Genomic DNA, 19,806 nt, shown 5'->3' with positions numbered 1-19,806 from the left:
AAAAATGAGATTATTCAACCTGAGAACTGTGTACTGCTTTTTGCTAGCTGTTATTCTCTTGTCTGGTTGTTCTAACTCTCAGCCTTTGCTTGCTGTCCCTGAGCAAATTTCATATGATGATGAGTTAAAAATTGCTCAGATCAGCCAGCTCCTATCAAAAAAAGATCTTGATACTGTAACTCGAATGCAGCTCATATTGCAGCGAGGTATTGCTTACGATTCCTTAGGTTTTAAAGCTTTTGCGCAAAGCGATTTTTCGTATTTATTGAGTTTAAATTCTGAAATTCCTGATGTTTACAACTTTTTAGGAACTTACGCATTAAGAGATGGCGATTTTGATGCAGCTTTGGTGTCATTTAATACCTTATTAGAGCTTGATCCAGCTTATACCTATGCATATTTGAATCGTGCTATTACTTTGTATCGCACAGGTCATTATCAAGCTGCTGAGCGTGATGCATTCCAGTTTTATCAATATGATGTGAATGAACCTATCAGAATTTTATGGCTTTATCTGATTGAAAAAGAAATCGACAATCAAGCTGCCAAAATTAAGCTACAAAAACGTTATGATCTGATTAATGATAAAACGATTTATAGTGGCAATATTATTGCATTTTATTTAGGTAAAATAAGTGAATCTAAATTAATGCAGAACCTTCAACAAGGTGTTGAGAATAATCGACAATTAGCCGAGCGCCTTTGTGAAGCCTACTTTTACTTAGGAAAATATTATCAAAGTAAAGGTGACAATGAGCGTGCCAAAATGTTATTTAAATATGCTTTAGCCAATAATATTTATAACTATGTTGAACATCAACAGGCACTCTACGAAATGAAGTTACTTGAAGAAGAGTAACAAGAGTCATGCCAGTTTTAAAAGTGAAAATATTGTTATAGCGTAGTTCTGATTTGCCAAATAATATGTTATCAACATTAGATAATGCAGTTAGCTTTATCTTTGATCGTATAAATATCAATTAATTTTGAATTTATATCGGATAGTTGCTGAGTTAATATTGGCAGTTAGTTATTGGGGTGAGTTGTAAATTTTCAATTTAGTGAACTGGCATAAATTTATATCTGCTTTCTTTATTCAGTTTAGCAAAATAAGATAGAATGTTATCGGTATTAGTTAATAATTATCAATTGCTTTGCTAATTAATTAAATAAGTAAGTTTATATATTTAAAATTTATAAGCGAGTTTACATGACAAAAGAAGTTTCTTTTATTGACCTTGGTTTATCCGAGGATATCCTTAATGCATTAAATGATCTTGGTTTTAGCAAACCATCACCTATACAATCTGAATGTATACCTCTATTATTAGAAGGTAACGATGTATTGGGAATGGCGCAAACAGGTAGTGGTAAAACTGCTGCATTTTCAATCCCTTTCCTAATGAATATTGATGCAAGCCTAAAAGCACCACAACTTTTAGTTCTAGCGCCAACACGAGAGCTGGCTATGCAAGTTGCAGATGCTTGTTCTGAATATTCAAAATATATGAAAGGGATAAAAGTACTAGCTTTATATGGAGGCCAGCGTTATGACGTGCAATTACGTGCGTTAAAACAAGGACCACAAATTGTGGTTGGTACACCAGGACGTTTGCTTGATCACTTAAATCGTAAAACACTGGATCTTTCCAATCTGAAAGGTTTAGTACTTGATGAAGCTGACGAAATGTTAAGAATGGGCTTTATTGATGATGTTGAAAGCATCATGGCGACGATTCCCGAAAATCATCAAACAGCATTATTTTCAGCAACGATGCCCGCGCCAATTCGTCGTATTACTAAACGATTTATGCATAATCCTAAAGAAGTTCAAATTAAAGGTACTAATCAAACAGCGCCTGATATTGACCAAAGTTATTGGCTTGTTCGAGGTATGCGTAAAAATGAAGCGATTGTTCGCTTTTTAGAAGCTGAAGATTTTGATGCAGCGATTATTTTTGTTCGAACAAAATCGGCTACTTTAGATGTGGCAGAAGTGCTTGAAAAACACGGTTATAGCTGTGCGGCTTTAAATGGCGATATGACACAACAATTGCGTGAACAAACATTAGATCGTTTACGCAATGGTCGATTAGATATTTTAATTGCAACAGATGTTGCGGCTCGTGGTTTAGATGTTGAGCGCATCAGCTTAGTTATCAATTATGATATTACGTTAGATTCCGAATCTTATGTTCACCGTATCGGTCGTACTGGCCGAGCTGGTCGAGCCGGTCGTGCTATTTTATTCGTTGATAGTCGTGAACGTCGTTTGCTTAAAAATATCGAACATACCATAAAAAAACCAATCCCAGAAGTTGGATTGCCATCTAAAGAGTTGCTGGAAAAACGTCGTTTAGCTAAATTTACGGAGCAAGTCCAAAAACAGTTAGAAAGTAGTGATTTAGATCAATACCAAAATTTATTAGCGAAAATACAAGCTGACAGTGGTGCAGGTCTTGAAACAATTGCAACTGCTTTGCTCAAATTAGCGCAAGGTGAACGTCCACTGATTCTTCCACCTGATCCGGTATTTAAGCCATCTCGTGACACTCGTGATCGAGATAACCGTAGTGGTGAGCGCCGCCTACGAGGAGATAACCGCGAAACACCAAAACGTCGTGAGCGTCGCGATGTGGGTGATATGGATATGTACCGTATCGAACTTGGTAAAGAAAACGGTGTTGAAGTGCGGCATATCGTTGGTGCAATTGCCAATGAGGCCGATATTAGTAGCCGTTATATTGGCAATATCAAACTTTATGATACTTATTCAACTGTTGAATTACCAAAAGGCATGCCAAAAGATATGTTAAAACACTTTGAAAAAGTCAGAGTTCTTAATCAGCCAATGAAAATGAGCTTGGTTAATGGCACAATGTCTGAATCTAAGCGAAACCGTAAAGGTAGCAAATCTGATACATCAGATAAAGGATTTGCTAAAAAACGCGGTCGTCCTTCAGCGCCTAAATTTTAATAATGTAACCTCTGCTGTCTGGCAGAGGTCTGTTCACTTCATGTTATTTGTACAACTATTGCCAAAGTGGTTTATTGTTATATTCTGTCAATATTTATTCAGAAAACTAATTATATGACTGGTAAGAAAACAATGGGTTGTTTACACTTCATGATGAAAATAATCATTTAAAAAGCTCATAAAACGTTTTGCCTAAAATCGCTTAAACATTTCGTTTTCTATCTTTTGACTTACCCTTTTATTTTAGGGCTGGTTGGTTTCGTGAATTTGTAATGGATACGATGGCGAGCACACAACCCACCTAGAAAATGATGCTATCTGTTTTCGTGTTTAATATGCAATGTGAGTCATGTTATTGAATGTTTAATGGAGTCTTTCAGTACGATAAATTGTTGGACGATTGACCATAAAGTAGTTAGCCAAATCGATGACGGTGATTTTTTTATGATATAAGCGCCGTATCGCTTGTTTGGAAGACGCGTTATACAGTCATTTTTCAAATTACGCTAAACAACGCAAGTAATTCCGATATATGCCTTAAAAACTCAATCAAAATTTGTTAGAGCGGTTAGTTATCAAGTTATTATAAATAACTAAAACAAAACAGCGTTAGTACTTTGCCCTAAGTTATGATTAAGAGTATACTATGAATCATATCAACTGGTAATAGAGGTGTAGAGCATGACAGATTCTTTAAACAAATGTAAAGCAAACGAAACAGCCGCATGTTGTTGCGTGGATGTGGGTACAATAATTGACAATGAAGATTGTAGCGCTGAATATGAGCGCGTTTTTGCGACAGAATCTGAAGCTCAACAAAAGTTGGCATCATTAACACAAGCTGCCAAAGATGTTGAAACTGAGCCTTGCCAAATTGAGAGCAATATTGAAAAAATTAATGATGGCTTTAAATTAACAGTAAAATTCACTTTTTGCTGTGGTGCAGAATCCATGATTTTCCAATTAAAATTACGTTAATTAAATATTGATGAAAGTTTGTATTATGAGACATGGTGAAGCAGGATTTTCTGCTTCATCAGATTCAAGTCGGACATTAACAAATTATGGTATTATTCAGTCAAATCAAGCTGGAATATGGCTTAAACAGCAAAATTATCAATTTGATTTTGGCTTAGTGAGTCCTTATCTACGAGCACAACAAACATTGACAGAATTATCATCGCATGTTCGTGTCGATAAAGTTGAAACTAATCGATTTTTAGTACCTAGTGGTAGCCCATCTCATATTGTTGACGTATTAACATTATTGTTAGCCGATGGGATTGAAAATGTGATTGTGGTATCACATTTGCCATTAGTAGGATATTTAGTTAATGAACTTTGTCCACAAGTCTCTCCGCCTATGTTTCCTACTGCTGCAATTGCTTGTATTAATTTATTGCCAGAATCTGCGGGAAAGCTTGAATGGTTTTATCAAGCAGAGTAAAAAAACTCAATCTTTTTGATTTACCTTTAACTGGTCGAACCTTAATTGAAGCATCGGCAGGAACCGGTAAAACTTATTCGCTCGCCTTTATTTATTTAAGATTATTGCTTGGTATTGGTCAAAATAGTTATCCAAGACCCTTAGACGTTAATGAAATTTTGGTTGTTACTTTTACTAAAGCTGCAACTCAAGAACTACGTTCACGGATAAGACAAAATATTCAAGAATTACGAATTGGACTACAACAACAGCAGCATAAAGATCCGATTTATCAACAACTCATTGAGTTAATCGATGATCACAAATTAGCAATACAACGACTTACTGTAGCTCAACAATCAATGGATGACGCGGCAATTTATACTATTCATAGTTTTTGTCAGCGTATATTAACTAGCCATGCGTTTGAGTCAGGTGTTTTATTTGAACAAAAGCTAATTTCTGATGAATCTCAACTGAAATTAAGGGTAACACAAGAGTTTTGGCGTCACTATTTTACGCCACTTGATAAACAGCTTGCTTATTTGGTACTTGCTACATGGCAAGATCCAGCTGCATTATTAAAAGATATCACACCTTATTTAGGTTTAAATCTTAACAATACTAACAAGTTAAATCCAGATATCGGTACAACAATTAAGGCGTTTTATCTAAAAAATTATGAAATAATTGAAAATGTTAAAAAGTCTTGGTTAGATTTATCTGATGAATTAGTCAATATCATTACTCAATCAGGTGTCAGCAAACAATCTTATAGTAGCCGATATTTACCCAATTGGGTCATTAAAGTATCAGCATGGGCTAACAGCGCAACTCAAACGTTTGAATTACCAGATGAACTTAAAAAATTTAAGCAATCGGTATTAATCGAAAAGACAAAAGAAGGAAAGAATGCGCCATGTCATTTTGTTTTTGAACAAATTGACGATCTATATACACAGTCGTTGGACTTGCGTAGCCAAATCTTAATGGATATTGTTAGCGTGATTCAAAAAGGGCTTTATGACGAAAAGCTCAAACATGGTGAAATGAGCTTTGATGATCTTATTGGGCAACTTAACCGCGCGTTACAAGCAAAAACAGGTAAACGATTAGCGCAATCTATAGCGTCAAAATACCGCGTTGCCTTGATTGATGAATTTCAAGATACCGATCCCACGCAGTACCAAATTTTTAACCGTATTTATGATAACCAACAGCCAGATCGAGGTTTACTCTTTATTGGCGATCCCAAACAAGCGATTTACAGCTTTCGGGGAGCTGATATATTCACTTATTTAAAAGCTAAACAATCGACTGGAGAAAATTATTTTACTATGGATGTCAACCATCGTTCATCGGTTTCGATGGTTAAAGCGGTTAATCAATTATTCGCTAATTGTAATAATCCATTTATATTTGAAGATATTCCATTTTTACCCATGGATGCGGCAAAAAGGAATCAACAAAAGTCTTTGCAAGTGAATAACCAAGAAGTTGCCGCACTCACAGCTTATTTACTGCCTGATGGCATTGCAACCAATACAGATTATCAAGAACATATAGCAAGTTGTTGTGCTAATCAAATTTTGTCTTTATTGTCTAATTCTTCAATATTAATTGATAATGAAGAAAAACAACGCCCTGTCACTACAGCTGATATTGCGATCTTAGTTCGCACAGGTCGTGAAGCCGAAATTATTCAACAAAAATTGTCCAATTACGGCATTAAAAGTGTTTATTTATCAAACAATAGTAGTGTCTTTTCTTCAATTGAGGCAAATGATGTATTGAGTTTATTGCAAGCGGTCTTAATGCCTGAAAACGAAACAACATTAAGACTAGCATTAATGACATCATTATTAGGGCAAACCATGACTGAACTTGAACAAATCACTGACGATCAAGACAGATGGGAAAGTTTAGTTGAAGAGTTCAAACAATACCAAGCAATTTGGCAATATTATGGTGTATTAGTGATGTTACGCAGAATGATGAAAAAACGTCATTTAGCTGAAAACATATTAGCTCGCCAAGATGGTGAACGAACGTTAACCAATTTAATGCATTTAGGCGAGTTACTCCAAGAAGCATCAAATGAATTAGATAGTCCACATGCGTTAATGCGTTGGTTGACAAAACAAATAGTTAGCCCCGATCCTAATTTAGAAAATCACCAGCAACGCCTTGAAAGTGATGAAAACCTTGTCAAAATAATTACTATTCATAAATCCAAGGGGCTGGAATTCCCAATTGTGTGGTTGCCATTTATTTCGATGTATCGTGAGGCGGATAGTCAATTTTATCATGATAAAGACAATGACTATCAAACAACCTATGCATGGTTACTGTCCGACGAGATTAAACAACAGATAGAAAATGAACGCCTTGCTGAAGATTTGCGGTTATTATATGTAGCAATGACCCGTTCAGTTTATCATTGCAGTATTGGGCTTGCGTCGTTGAAGAAAAGTCAATCAGCGATTAATCATTTATTAAAAAATGAACTAAGATCAATTGCCAATATGGCCAATTTAGTTGAAGTACAATTACCGATAGAGAACGAACAGTATATTTCTCAAATTTTACCAAGCCAATTCTTATCGGCGAATGAGTTTTCGCGTAAGCTATCAAGCAGTTGGCGAGTCACAAGTTATACTGAATTACAAAAACATAATCATGCCATATTGGCTTACAATCCCGATATTATTAATGATTGGGATGAGCTCCAACTTGAACCTGCTAATGCTCCGTCAACCGATATACAATATGATATCCACCACTTTCCGAAAGGGGCATATGTGGGTACATTAATGCACAGCATTATGGAAGAGATCACACCAGATAACCTTGATGAATTATGTAATCAAATGGTAAAAAAACTCAATTTAGAGACAGCATGGAGTGGTGTAGTAACGAATTGGATGCAACAAGTATTGACTACACCACTGCATGATCCAAATTTAATATTATCGCAAGTGTTAATGGGGCAACATATTAACGAATTACAATTTTATCTTCCTATACGCAAAACTGTAACTAGCCAGCAATTAGATAGTCTGTGCAAACAATATGATCGTTTATCAAGATTATGTCCTAAGTTAGATTTTGATTCGGTACAAGGCATGCTAAGAGGGTTTATTGATTTAGTCTTTAAATTCGAAGGGAAATATTATTTGGTTGATTATAAATCAAATTGGTTAGGTGAATGCGTTGATTCTTATAATCAAGAAGCACTAGAAAAAGTGATGTGTGAACATCGCTACGACCTACAATACCAACTTTACTGTTTAGCCTTGCATCGCTTTTTAAAAGGTCGTTTAGCCAATTACCAATATCAAACCCATTTTGGGGGCGTTTACTATCTGTTTTTGCGTGGTATGCCCGAGCATGGTATCTTTTACCATCTACCTGAGCAAGCGTTTATCGAAGAACTTGATAAGTTGTTTGAAGGGAATGTATCGAATGAGCTATAAGACATTAAAAACTCTCAGTGTTGAAAAATAGATTAAATAACTAAAAATAAGGCACAAGTGATTAGTGCCTTATTTTTTATATAGTTAATTGTTTTTAATTAACACTTAAAAACCAGTTGATAACTATAATATTTTTCTGTCAGTAAAAATTCAGGATGTACATTTGGTGTCCAAGAATCATCGCCACCAATCCCCATATGATAAGCATCAATGCTTACATATGCATATGGCTTGGGTGCTAATAAATGGCGGTGTGTTTTTACCATGAGTTGCTCAGTGCCATATTGATTGATGTTAAATTTAAATTGATGCCCAGTTATTGTCATTTCGTTAAGTTGCAGTTTTTTAACGTCGCAGCGCAATCCATTTTCACATGGATAAATATAAGGTGTATAAAGTTCTGAAAAAGGTAATGACCAATCACCAAAAGTAGCGGATGATTTTCGGTCAGGATAATTTTCATGAGGCCCTAAACCAAGCCATTTTACTTTTTTAGGGATTGGCTTCATTTGAAAACTTAAGCCAATTCGCGCTGGTGCGGGCATATCATTAGCGATATCAACTTGCACTGATAAAGTCAAATTGCCTTCTTGATCAAACTGATGTTGCCATCTACTTTGAATGACCTTTTTGTTTTTAAATAAGTATACATGTAAAGCTTCTATCACAATTTTATCAGTTGTTTGTGTGAGCTGTATATCTAGACATTGATGAGTAAGATTGTAATAACCAGCGGCTTTCCACTGCTCAATCCAAGCAAATGGATTATTATTACTATCATAATCGCCACTAATACCAATATCATTATCAATAGGAGCACGAATAAATTGATCAGTAAACGGCGAGGCTAATAGTGGTTTATTTCCTTTAATCCATTGGTAAAGTTGCCCTGTTTTTTTATTAAATTTCCAACGCTGGTGTTTGTAATTAACAATGTAATCATCTTGGTTTTCAGTCAATATTAGCTTACTTTTTGCTTGGCAAAAAGCTAATGGTGGAATATATGAATTAGCTAATCGCCACTGTTCCCATGCAACAATGTGACCGGCTTGTGACCATGGCGTAGATTTATTTTGAATAATACAGACTGTTAAATGTAAGTCTTCACAATTTAAATCACTTGGTATATTGTTAAGAAGGGTTATTTGTAATGAGCTATCTGGTTTAATATTAAGTTTAATTTTTCCGTTTTGATGTTTTTTTCCATTGACTAATAATTCCCAACACAAAATTTCATTATTTGTATGGCGGAATAAATATTCACTTGTAATATCAATAATCAACGGTTTTTGACTAACTAATTCAAATTGAAATGGCTGCTGCACTTTTTTTGCTTCTATTAGGCTAGGGTGAGAAGTCCTATCAGGAAACACTAATCCATCCAAACAAAATTGCCGATCATGATAAGCTTCACCAAAATCCCCACCATAAGCCCAATAACTACCGCCAGATTGAGTATAACGACGTATACCATGATCAGCCCACTCCCAAATGAAACCACCTTGTAACCTAGGATATTGTCTAAACGCTTGCCAGTATTTATAAAATGCTCCTAGGCTGTTGCCCATTGCATGGGCATATTCACATAAAATAAGTGGACGGTTTTCATCTGGCATTGAGACCCATTTTTTTATTGCCCATTTGGCAACGTTAGGGTGTGGCTGATCTTGTTCAACGCGAGCATACATTGGACAAATTATATCGGTGGCCGCAGAGTTAGCACCACCGCCTTCATATTGCACAGGACGAGTGGGATCGTTGCTTTTAATCCAAGCATAAAGTGCATCATGATTCGAACCATGTCCTGATTCATTTCCTAGCGACCAGATTATAATGGAAGGATGATTTCTATTGCATTGAACCATTCTTGTTACTCGTTCACTATAAGCAGAAAACCATCGAGGGTCTGCCGATAGGCGAGACATAGGAAACATACCATGTGATTCAATATTGGCTTCATCAACCAAATATAAACCATATTGATCACAAAGATCATACCAACGTGGATCATTAGGATAATGGCTGCATCTCACAGCATTAAAATTATGTTGCTTAATCAATTTTATATCATGTAACATTGCTTCTTCAGTCAACGCATATCCCAAATCAGGATAGAACTCATGGCGATTTGTACCTTTAATCAAAAGTGGTTTACCATTTAGGCATAGTTGCCCATTTTTGATTTCAACTGTTCTAAATCCAACGTTATAAGCTTCTGATTCAATTAATCCTGTTTTTTTGTGATATAAACTAACAATAATGCGATAAAGGTTTGGGTTTTCTGCGCTCCATAATTTTGGTTTGGTAATCGGTATTTCACAGTGTAAACGGTCAGTGTATCCTCCTTTTTCATCAGTGAAAGGTAAACCGATTGGTTGGATATGTTCAACAACCAATCTATCTTTATACCACAATTCAACACCGACATTTAATAAATCCATATTTCCATCATGTTGAACATCAACCTGTAGCGATAAAGTGGCATTTTGATAACAAGCGTCAAGTAAGGTGTCAATGAGGATATCACGTAAGTGTGGTTTAGGTTTATTCAGTAATGAAACTCCGCGAAAAATACCACTTAATCGCCACATGTCTTGATCTTCAAGATAACTGCCATCACACCATTTTAAAACTAATACTGCTATGCGGTTTTTGCCTACATGCAAAAAAGGCGTTAGATCAAATTCTGCTGGAATTCGGCTATCTTGCGAATAACCAACCCATTGTCCATTACACCAAAGATGAAAAGCAGAACTAACTCCATCGAATATAATCCGCGTATCACTTTTAACTAGCCATTCTTTAGTTATGGATATGTAGCGTGAATAACACCCAGTCGGGTTTTCTTCTGGCACATTAGGTGGATTATAAGGAAAAGGATAACGTATATTGGTATAAACTGGCGCATCATAACCATGCAATTGCCAATTAGAGGGTACTGGAATAGTTGTGCGATCTAACTCTTTTTGTAACCAAGATTCGGGTACTAGTTTGGGATTATTATAATAACTAAAAAACCAATCACCATTTAGCGATAATACCGAGTCTGAATTACTATTATTTTTAGCTTGTTGCTTATCTCGCCAGCTATGAAATTTTGGATGGCTATCAAGTCGATTAATATTTAAAATAGATAAATTATTCCAATCATGTCGGTTTATGATTTCATTAAAAGAAGGATTCATATATTTCCCCACTTATTCGGTTTGTTATGTCATGTTGACTGCTCATGATTACCAACATTATTATCATCGAGCTTTTATGGATTATAAATTACACGTGTTTAAAAACAGTGATGAAGTTAACATTTATCTAATCGTATACATTTTTATTTAATAAGTTTTTTACCGTTTTGGTATTTTTTAGAATGCTAATTACCCTTGTTGAAGTTGTATATAAAATGATAATTTTTAATGTGATATCAATCACACTATTAGTATTTAGTTTTTGAATAGTCGTTTTTATTAGTTATATTGAAATTACCTATTAAAAGGTATTGGATTGTTACCGACTTATAGCGGGCAAAACCTAAAGAATAGTTATGACTATTCTTTAGGTTTTTTTTTGCCTCAAATTTAAAAGATATTTATCTATTTTTAAAATAATGAATAGGAGGGGAAATGAAATTTTCAAAAAAAATAGTATGTAAAATAAAGATAAAACAAATTGCTTTAATGACTATGCTGGGATTAAGTTATTTACCAAATGCTTTGGCAGCAACTCAAGATGAGTTAGAAGCAAGAATTGCGTTATTAGAGCAAAAATTATTAGCACTTAGTCAAGAGTCTAATGATTTGAAAAAGCAAGTGATTGAGTCTAATAAACAGCTCGCTCAGTTAAATAATCATCTTCAAAAACAACAAATTGTTATAAATAATCAGGGAAAAACGCTTAAAAATAGTCAAAAACCAACAATTGTAAAACAACAGGGTTCTGTTAATCTTCCGACAGTAAGTAATGATAAACAAATAGTGCTAGTTAATACATCAAAAACTGGTACCACACAAGACGAAAATTATCTAGAAAAGACATCATTTACTTTAGCTGAATTTAAAGACTATATTAAAGATGAAATAGGGTTTTCTTATAACGGCTACTTCCGTGGTGGTTGGTCAACCTCAAGTAATGGCAAACCTAAAAATTATGCTGAAGGTGCATTAGGTCGATTTGGTAATGAATATGGTGGTTGGTATGATCTTATCTTTAAGCAAAAAGTCTATGATCAAGAGGGCAAAAGAGTTGATGCAATTGTTATGATTGATGGAAACGTGGCAACCAATAAAGCTGCGGGTTTATTTAATACTCAAGATGATAATCTTATGCAATTTTCAGATATCTATCTAGAAACTAAAGGTTTTGTGCCTAGATTTCCTGATGCGAAATTATGGGTTGGTAAACATTCTTTACCTTATAATGAAATACAAATGCTCGATTGGAAAACACAAAAAACGCCAGCAGGCGGGGGGATTGGGATCGAAAATCTTAAAGTGGGTATTGGTGCACTTGATTTAGCTTTAGTTAGAGCAGATGTAAATGTGAAAAATAAAAAAGATGTCATTAAAACGGATAGCGATGGTAATAAAATTACCCAATATAAAAAAGAAGAAGTTGATTTAAATGAATTAGAAATCCGCTATCGTGATATTCCATTATGGAAAGATGCAACGTTTGGTGTGAATGCGCGTTATTCAGCGCCAAATAAATCTAAAATTCAAAATAATATCTCTGTTAAAAATGCTTGGCTTGGTAGCTTTGTATTGCGTCAAAATGCATTTTTTGGTGGATTTAATCAGTTTACATTACAGACGGCCACCAATTCTGTAGCTTCACAGTTAGCTAACATTAATACTAATAATCCAGAGTTTGCCAGTAATTCGGATAATGACTATATTGGAACGCATACTGGTGGTAAAGCTTATCGCTTCGTATCAGAAGGTGAAGCCTATTTAAGCGATGATATGATTGTTGCTCATGCTTTGGCGTTAACTTCGGGCAATGATATTTATTCTTATGATCTTCATCTTGCGCATACCGATTTTATGAGCTTTAAATCAGCAATAAGACCTGCTTATATATGGGATACTTACAATCAAAGCGGTATTGAAGTAGGTTACTTTAGGCAAAAGAATAAAGTCAAAAGTAAAACTTATGTTGAAGAGGGATACAAAACAACACTTTATCATTCATTCAAAGTTGGAAAAAGTATTTTATCTTCAAGGCCTGATATCCGCTTTTATGTTTCTTATATAGAAGCGTTACAAAATGATATTAGTAAATTTGATTTTAATGGTGAAGATCATCAAATTAGTTTTGGTGTACAAACAGAAGTTTGGTTTTAATGATAATTTTACGTAATAGAAGATAATACTAAGTTCATGATCTGAATTATTAGTAAGACAAAATTACTTATATAGGTCAGATGAGAAATGGATAGTTTGTTGATATCTATTTACTGTATTATTTAATTTCATTAGATATTAAATAGTTAATGTCTAATGAAATTTATTGAATAACGTTTCGTGAGTGTTGGTATAAAAATGTTGATTAAATTTGAAGGTGGTGCTTCACCTTTAGCTAACTTTAATGCTAATTCAGCAGCTTGTTCTGCCATTGTTTGTAATGGATAACGAATGGTGGTTAATTTAGGGTGTAAATAACGTGATAAAACGAGATCATCAAAACCAATGATCGAAATATCGTTTGGAATCTCAATATCATTATCATAAAGTACAGACATTGCACCAGCTGCCATTGAGTCGTTATAACAAGCGATTGCGGTGATATTGTTGTTTCGTTCAAGCAATGACATCATTGCCTGTTCGCCACCTATTTCATTTGGTAAACCAATAGCGATCAGGTTTTCATTAACGTTGATACCATGTTCTAACAATGCGTCTTTATAACCTTGTAAACGATCAGATGAATCAGAGATGTTATGATTTGAACATAAATAACCAATTTTAGTATGTCCATGTTGAATTAAATGCTTGACTGCAAGATAAGAACCATAGCGATCATCAAGGGCAATACAGCGCTTTTCGAACCCTTTTACAATGCGGTTAATCAGAACCATTCCTGGCACTTGTTGCATAAATTTTTTAAGGGTACAATCGGGGATCATTTTGGCATGTACAACTAACGATGAACAGCGATGTTCAATCAATTGAGTAATGGCATTATATTCTTGTTGCTCATTATGATAACCATTGCCAATCAACAAAAAATGCCCAGTTCGTGAAGCAACTTTTTCAACGGTACTAACCATAGCGCCAAAAAACGGATCTGAAACATCGGCTACAATAATACCAATGGTATTCGAATTTTGCTGTGACAAAGCTCGTGCATTAGCATCAGGATAGTAGTTTAATGTTTCCATGGCATTTTTTACGGTAACTCGTGTATTATCTCGCACGTTATTTGCGTTATTAATCACGCGAGACACGGTTGCAACTGATACTTTTGCTAAACGTGCAACATCTTTTATTGTCGCCATAAAAAACCTTATTAATTAATTACCACTGATAAAATATTTATGCTCAATATATTGTCAATATAGCGATTTGACGGTCATCAACAATATAAAAAAATAGGTACATAAAGCGAAAGTTAACTATCTTCTTTTGCTGACATCTTTAAGCTGATTAGACTTGCAATAGTCTTAATATATGACTTAATTAACTATAATAAGGTAAAAAAAAGTGTTTGCCAATAATATCATTAACGTATCAACAACCACAATCGTTTTAGTAGTAATTGAATATTGAGGAGGATTAGTAATTTAACTCATTCCTCCTGCTAGTTAGTTGCTAAATAATTAAGTTAAGGGCGTTAATAATATTAGTTAGCAGTCACTTTTATTAACATTGCTGTTGCCGGATCAAGCACTGGTAAAGGCAATCCCACATGCATTAACCAATTACCAGTCAGGATTGTTTGAGTCTTCATCCATTGCGGTAATGTTTTCATAACATGGCCATTTATTGTAGGATCGATGTTATCAGGCATATCTAGCACCTCAATTTGGTATAGCTTATCGGCTAACAAGCCTGTTAATCGCAAATTACCACTTAACGCATAAGTTGGTAATGTTAATTGAGCAATGATAAACGCAGCTTCTTTTTTATCTTGGCTTACAACACCATAACTTTGCATCGCTGGGCTATCATCAACATCTAAACGTACAGTGTTACCACTATGTAATAAAGAACGCAACTGCTTATGTAAACTAATATAATGTGCAAAGCCTTTTTGTTCTTGCTCAGGCTCCTTCACTGGATCGAGTTCAACGCCCATATGACCAAATAAAGCTGTTAAACCACGCAAATTCATATGCAGTTCGCGGAATGTGGTATGACATAAAGCACCGCCAATATGCGCACCCATCACTTCTGGTGGGAAAAAGTAACTCATACCACGTTGAATTATTTGTCTATCTAATGCATCATTAGAATCCGAAGTCCAAAACCGTTGTGTACGCTTTAACATCTCATAATCGATGCGCCCTCCTCCTGATGAGCAAGATTCAATTTCAACATCAGGGAATTTTTCTTGCAAAATATCAAGTAATCGGTAAAGCGCTTTAGTTTGACCTAAAATTGCTGGATTACCTTTATGGCCTGGTTGAACAATTTCTCGATTCATATCCCATTTAATATAATCAATGTCATAACTACCGAGTAACCATGTTAGTCTTTCAAGCAGATATTCAAAAACCTCGGGGCGTTGTAAATCAAGTAAATATTGATGGCGACCTTCTGGCTGATGATAACCTGGTAGCTCAAGCAACCAATCTGGATGGGTACGATAAAGATCTGAATTTTTATTGATCATCTCTGGCTCAACCCAAATACCAAATTCCATACCAAGGTCTTTAACGTGTTTAATCACTGGTTCTAAACCGTTTGGATATTTTCGTTCATCTAAATACCAATCTCCTAAGCCTTGATAATCATCGTCACGGTTACCAAACCAACCATCATCAATAATAAAGCGTTCCACACCAATTTGGGCGGCTTTAGTTGCCATTTTCATAATATAATCAGGGTTATGGTCAAAAAAAATGCCTTCCCAAGTATTGAGATGGACAGGACGGGGTTTATTTTTAGTAAATTTAATAATGTGACTACGTAAAAACTCATGAAAGTGGTGGCTCATTTTATTTAAGCCTTCATCACTATAGGTCGCATATAACCAAGGTGTACTTAAAGATTCATTTTTAGCGAGTGATATTTCACCAGCAAGATATAATGCTTCAGCTTGAATAAAACGCTTACCATTACTTTTGACGGCAACTTGAATACGATGGTTACCACTCCAACCCAAATGAATCCCCCAAACTTCGCCAGTTTGTTCTTTGAAACCTTCTGTACCAATCATCATACCAGGGAAATACTCGTGTGATGTTCTACCTCGGCGATTTTCTTGTAAATAACCGCAATGGGATATTTTGATTCGATGGGGGAAGAACTCTTTAATCCAACGACCACTAAACGCCATTAATTCTTGAGCTCGTTCAGGAATAGGAAGTGTAACCGAAAAACGATTAACTTGATATGGCTCGTTACCCAAATTGGTTAAGGTATTTTGACATTGTAGCACTCCACTTTTATCTAAAATAAAATAACTAGTTAAACGAAGTTTAGCAATACTATCTTCACTAATAATAGTAATGTTATTATCTGTGTTAATGACATCTTTGGTAACAAAAACGGGAGACCAATCTTTACCATTTCGATGTCCTTCAAGCCCTGGCGTACTAAAATTACCTAAACCTTCTTCCGGACAAAGGGTGAACGGCACATTAGTGTCTATACGAGAATTAGGTACAGCAGGGAGCAGCATTTCAACCGCTTTAGGTTGTAAATTATGTAATCGTTTACCAAAATAGCATAATTCAGCATAAGGAGTAGTGCGGAACAAGACATCTATATAGTTATTTTTAAGACGATAATTCATAATGACTCCAATCTTATAATTTGTCATTTATATAAAATAAAAGCAATTTACCTAAAAAAATATCTTTAATTTCATATTTTGTGATTAAGATCTCATAAATTGTAATCGATTTCATTTATCAGGTCCTTGCTTTTAATTTAGACTTTAAAACCATTTGTCATAAAATGAATATGCGAATTGTTGGTTATTTGTGTTATTATGAGATTATTTATAGGTAAATATTGGGAATATAATGAAAAAACAAAATATTATTGCGATGCTTTCGCTTTTTGCGATTTTTTTTGATACTTACGCTATAGACAAATATGTGTCTGATGATGTTGATGTTTATTTGCATCGAGGCCCTGGTTCACAATATGCATTTTCTAACGCGGTTAAAGCTGGCGAAAAAGTCGTTGAGCTTGAAAAGAGCGCAGATGGTAAATATACCCGCATTCAACTTAAAAATGGGCGTGTAGCTTGGATTGAAACTTCTAAACTAAATGAACAACCTAGCTATAAAGAACGCTTACCATTGTTAGAAGCAAAGCTGGCAGAATATCAAGATAGAGTTGATAACGCTGAAGCTTATCAACAAAAATTGGTGAGTGATTATGTCCAAAAATTGCAATCGGCTGAAAAATCAATTGAAACACTACAAAATAAAAATGAAGCTTTAGAGCAAAAGGTAAAAGAGCAAGGAGCACGAATTGAATCAATGCTAAATCAAGTGGATGATAAACGTCGAGATCTTATTGTAACTTGGTTTACCTATGGTGGTCTTGTTGCTGGCGGAGGTCTTATTTTAGGACTTATATTACCAAGTATTATATCTAGTCGACGCAAAAAAGATCGTTGGATGTGATAGATGAGTAAAATTTATCTTGTAGGGGGAGGAGTACGAGATAGATTGTTACATCTGCCAGTTGCCGACCATGATTGGGTTATTGTTGGCGCTACCCCAGACGAGCTTTTGGCGTTAGGATATCAACAAGTGGGTAAAGACTTCCCAGTGTTTTTACACCCTGACACAAAAGAAGAATACGCATTGGCTCGTACTGAACGTAAATTCGGTAAAGGGTATACTGGATTTATATGCGATTTTGGTAAAGAAATCACATTAGAACAAGATCTTATGCGCCGTGATTTAACCATTAACGCCATAGCCATGGATGAAAACGGCAATATCATCGATCCTTATCATGGTGTTGATGACATTAAACATAAAATCTTGCGCCATATCTCACCAGCTTTTCGAGAAGATCCACTACGTATATTACGTGTGGCACGCTTTGCTGCGCGTTTTCACCAATTAGGTTTTATAGTAGCGCCACAAACTTTAGAACTGATGAAACAAATGGTATCCGCTGGTGAGGTTAGTTATCTAACACCAGAGCGTGTATGGAAGGAAACTGAAAAGGCATTGTCGACTTTAAATCCCCAAATCTATTTTCAAGTGCTACAACAATGTGGAGCACTTAAGTTGCTGTTTCCATCGTTAGGTTTATCAACCGATATTATTAATGCATTAAAAAAATCTGCTTTATTAACAGATGATTTAACTATCCGTTTTGCTGTGTTGTGTGCACAGTTACCTAACAAGTCAACAGCTGAAGTATTATGTGCAAAATTTAAAGCTCCCAATAACTATACTAAAGTAGCCATCATGGTTCAGCAATATCGTCACGATCTTGAGAGAGTGCAAACACTTACTGCAGAACAAATTGTTTCTTTACTAAATAGTATTGATGTATGGCGCAATCCTTCGCATCTTGACCAATTAATTATTGCAAGCCAAGTTTTTGCTAAAACAACATCATTTACACAAGCAAATTATCTAAAAAAAGCTTATAAAATTGCCAATGATGTCAATGTGCAACAAATCATTGCTGAAGGATATATAGGAAAACAAATTTATTTTGAGTTACAAAAAAGGCGAATTGAAGCGTTATTAAACTGGATTTGATTGCATCTTAATCAATCATCATTTTTTTTCAAAATATCTTAAAAAAAGGGTTGACGATTTGACGTAACACAAGCATAATGCGCCTCGCAACGTTGGTTATGGTGTTGCAAATGAATGGCTACGTAGCTCAGTTGGTTAGAGCACATCACTCATAATGATGGGGTCACAGGTTCGAATCCCGTCGTAGCCACCATTAATATTAGGTAGTACTTTTACCGGAAGTATTCAGTGCGGGTGTGGCGAAATTGGTAGACGCACCAGATTTAGGTTCTGGCGCCGCAAGGTGTGTGAGTTCAAGTCTCTCCACCCGCACCATTTAATATTAACTTCTATCTTTGTTGGGGTATAGCCAAGCGGTAAGGCAGCGGGTTTTGATCCCGCCACGCCCAGGTTCGAATCCTGGTACCCCAGCCAATTCAATCTGCTTAATGTTTTGATATCTGATGATTCAGTTTATTTTTGCAATTTGCTTTTCGATTATTCCTAAACGGATATAGTGAAATTGGTAGAAGCGCTAGATTCAGTTCCAGCTCGGAAAAGTGTGAAGATTTAAATTTTATTATCCGCACTAGTATTACTTTATATTAATTGGGGTATAGCCAAGCGGTAAGGCAGCGGGTTTTGATCCCGCCACGCCCAGGTTCGAATCCTGGTACCCCAGCCAATTCAATCTCCTCACTATTTTGATAGCTAATCATTCAGTCTATTTTTACCAAGTTACTTTTTCTATTGTTTCTAAATGGGGTTGGTGGAATTAGTATAAATGATAAATTTAGGTTCTAGTTCTGAAAGGTGTGCGGATTCAAGCCTCACTATCCGTACCAGATATCACTTCATATTAATTGAAATATAGCTACGAAAGAGAAAAGCGGATTCTTATTCCGCAACTGAGTGATTCGGTGTCTTTCTATTTTTAAATAAAACAAATGAAAACAACTAAATAATTAAATATTTTTTTATTTATTTTTCGGATGGCGATTAATTGGCGGTTGTTTTTATTTTTAAATCTAAAAATCAGTTTGCTATT

At 35.2% G+C, this 19,806-nt stretch carries 11 protein-coding genes and 4 tRNA genes; 12 read left to right on the top strand and 3 right to left on the bottom strand.

What is annotated here, in order from left to right:
* Nucleotides 1-4 precede the first annotated feature (4 nt).
* The 5 genes from nlpI (at nucleotide 5) to recB (ending at nucleotide 7,879) form a co-directional block, all read left to right on the top strand.
* A complete protein-coding gene (nlpI, locus tag A9G22_RS10030) occupies nucleotides 5-859 on the top strand; it encodes a lipoprotein NlpI (RefSeq protein ID WP_075508819.1) in 855 nt (284 codons plus the stop codon).
* Between the two features lie 351 nt (nucleotides 860-1,210).
* On the top strand, nucleotides 1,211-2,977 hold the full coding sequence (locus A9G22_RS10025; RefSeq protein ID WP_065586852.1) for a DEAD/DEAH family ATP-dependent RNA helicase: 1,767 nt from the start codon (nucleotides 1,211-1,213) through the stop codon (nucleotides 2,975-2,977).
* A 681-nt stretch (nucleotides 2,978-3,658) separates the two neighbouring features.
* Nucleotides 3,659-3,955, top strand: a complete 297-nt coding sequence (locus A9G22_RS10020; RefSeq protein ID WP_065586851.1) for a YfcZ/YiiS family protein — start codon at nucleotides 3,659-3,661, stop codon at nucleotides 3,953-3,955.
* Nucleotides 3,956-3,980: 25 nt separating this feature from the next.
* Nucleotides 3,981-4,424, top strand: coding sequence for a phosphohistidine phosphatase SixA (gene sixA / locus A9G22_RS10015; RefSeq protein ID WP_218056170.1), 444 nt, complete (start codon nucleotides 3,981-3,983; stop codon nucleotides 4,422-4,424).
* The gene (gene recB / locus A9G22_RS10010) at nucleotides 4,403-7,879 is read left to right on the top strand and encodes an exodeoxyribonuclease V subunit beta (protein ID WP_075508818.1); all 3,477 of its coding nucleotides are present in this window, start codon (nucleotides 4,403-4,405) and stop codon (nucleotides 7,877-7,879) included. The genes sixA and recB overlap by 22 nt, the downstream gene beginning before the upstream one ends.
* A 98-nt stretch (nucleotides 7,880-7,977) precedes the next feature.
* Here the strand turns inward: recB and A9G22_RS10005 are convergent, their stop codons facing one another.
* Nucleotides 7,978-11,064 (bottom strand): beta-galactosidase, encoded by a 3,087-nt coding sequence (locus A9G22_RS10005; RefSeq protein WP_065586848.1) that lies wholly within the window; start codon nucleotides 11,062-11,064, stop codon nucleotides 7,978-7,980.
* Nucleotides 11,065-11,499: 435 nt separating this feature from the next.
* Between A9G22_RS10005 and A9G22_RS10000 the strand changes: the two genes are divergently transcribed.
* Nucleotides 11,500-13,218, top strand: a complete 1,719-nt coding sequence (locus A9G22_RS10000) for a carbohydrate porin (protein WP_075508817.1) — start codon at nucleotides 11,500-11,502, stop codon at nucleotides 13,216-13,218.
* Between the two features lie 146 nt (nucleotides 13,219-13,364).
* Here the strand turns inward: A9G22_RS10000 and A9G22_RS09995 are convergent, their stop codons facing one another.
* Together A9G22_RS09995 and A9G22_RS09990 are read right to left on the bottom strand one after the other, a co-directional pair.
* A complete protein-coding gene (locus A9G22_RS09995; protein ID WP_075508816.1) occupies nucleotides 13,365-14,372 on the bottom strand; it encodes a substrate-binding domain-containing protein in 1,008 nt (335 codons plus the stop codon).
* A gap of 344 nt (nucleotides 14,373-14,716) precedes the next feature.
* On the bottom strand, nucleotides 14,717-16,834 hold the full coding sequence (locus A9G22_RS09990; protein WP_075508815.1) for an alpha-galactosidase: 2,118 nt from the start codon (nucleotides 16,832-16,834) through the stop codon (nucleotides 14,717-14,719).
* A 232-nt stretch (nucleotides 16,835-17,066) separates the two neighbouring features.
* On the opposite strand from A9G22_RS09990, the gene A9G22_RS09985 reads away from it, so the two are divergent.
* The 6 genes from A9G22_RS09985 to A9G22_RS09960 all read left to right on the top strand — a co-directional run bounded on the left by A9G22_RS09985 (nucleotide 17,067) and on the right by A9G22_RS09960 (nucleotide 19,443).
* On the top strand, nucleotides 17,067-17,678 hold the full coding sequence (locus tag A9G22_RS09985; RefSeq protein ID WP_065586844.1) for a TIGR04211 family SH3 domain-containing protein: 612 nt from the start codon (nucleotides 17,067-17,069) through the stop codon (nucleotides 17,676-17,678).
* A gap of 3 nt (nucleotides 17,679-17,681) precedes the next feature.
* On the top strand, nucleotides 17,682-18,779 hold the full coding sequence (locus tag A9G22_RS09980; RefSeq protein WP_065586843.1) for a CCA tRNA nucleotidyltransferase: 1,098 nt from the start codon (nucleotides 17,682-17,684) through the stop codon (nucleotides 18,777-18,779).
* A gap of 116 nt (nucleotides 18,780-18,895) precedes the next feature.
* Nucleotides 18,896-18,972, top strand: a tRNA-Met gene (locus A9G22_RS09975).
* Between the two features lie 37 nt (nucleotides 18,973-19,009).
* Nucleotides 19,010-19,094, top strand: a tRNA-Leu gene (locus A9G22_RS09970).
* 24 nt (nucleotides 19,095-19,118) lie between these two features.
* Nucleotides 19,119-19,193, top strand: a tRNA-Gln gene (locus A9G22_RS09965).
* Between the two features lie 175 nt (nucleotides 19,194-19,368).
* A tRNA-Gln gene (locus tag A9G22_RS09960) sits at nucleotides 19,369-19,443 on the top strand.
* Nucleotides 19,444-19,806: the final 363 nt, after the last annotated feature.

Source organism: Gilliamella sp. App2-1, assembly GCF_001690255.1.
Lineage (GTDB): Bacteria > Pseudomonadota > Gammaproteobacteria > Enterobacterales > Orbaceae > Gilliamella > Gilliamella apicola_G.
The sequence above is the reverse complement of the archived record's forward strand: the minus strand, read 5'-3'. Positions and strand labels throughout refer to the sequence as shown.

Coding starts and splice junctions, on each gene's coding strand:
- nlpI (WP_075508819.1), top strand. CDS start 5: ATGAGATTATTCAACCTGAGAACTGTGTACTGCTTTTTGCTAGCTGTT.
- A9G22_RS10025 (WP_065586852.1), top strand. CDS start 1,211: ATGACAAAAGAAGTTTCTTTTATTGACCTTGGTTTATCCGAGGATATC.
- A9G22_RS10020 (WP_065586851.1), top strand. CDS start 3,659: ATGACAGATTCTTTAAACAAATGTAAAGCAAACGAAACAGCCGCATGT.
- sixA (WP_218056170.1), top strand. CDS start 3,981: ATGAGACATGGTGAAGCAGGATTTTCTGCTTCATCAGATTCAAGTCGG.
- recB (WP_075508818.1), top strand. CDS start 4,403: ATGGTTTTATCAAGCAGAGTAAAAAAACTCAATCTTTTTGATTTACCT.
- A9G22_RS10005 (WP_065586848.1), bottom strand. CDS start 11,064: ATGAATCCTTCTTTTAATGAAATCATAAACCGACATGATTGGAATAAT.
- A9G22_RS10000 (WP_075508817.1), top strand. CDS start 11,500: ATGAAATTTTCAAAAAAAATAGTATGTAAAATAAAGATAAAACAAATT.
- A9G22_RS09995 (WP_075508816.1), bottom strand. CDS start 14,372: ATGGCGACAATAAAAGATGTTGCACGTTTAGCAAAAGTATCAGTTGCA.
- A9G22_RS09990 (WP_075508815.1), bottom strand. CDS start 16,834: ATGAATTATCGTCTTAAAAATAACTATATAGATGTCTTGTTCCGCACT.
- A9G22_RS09985 (WP_065586844.1), top strand. CDS start 17,067: ATGAAAAAACAAAATATTATTGCGATGCTTTCGCTTTTTGCGATTTTT.
- A9G22_RS09980 (WP_065586843.1), top strand. CDS start 17,682: ATGAGTAAAATTTATCTTGTAGGGGGAGGAGTACGAGATAGATTGTTA.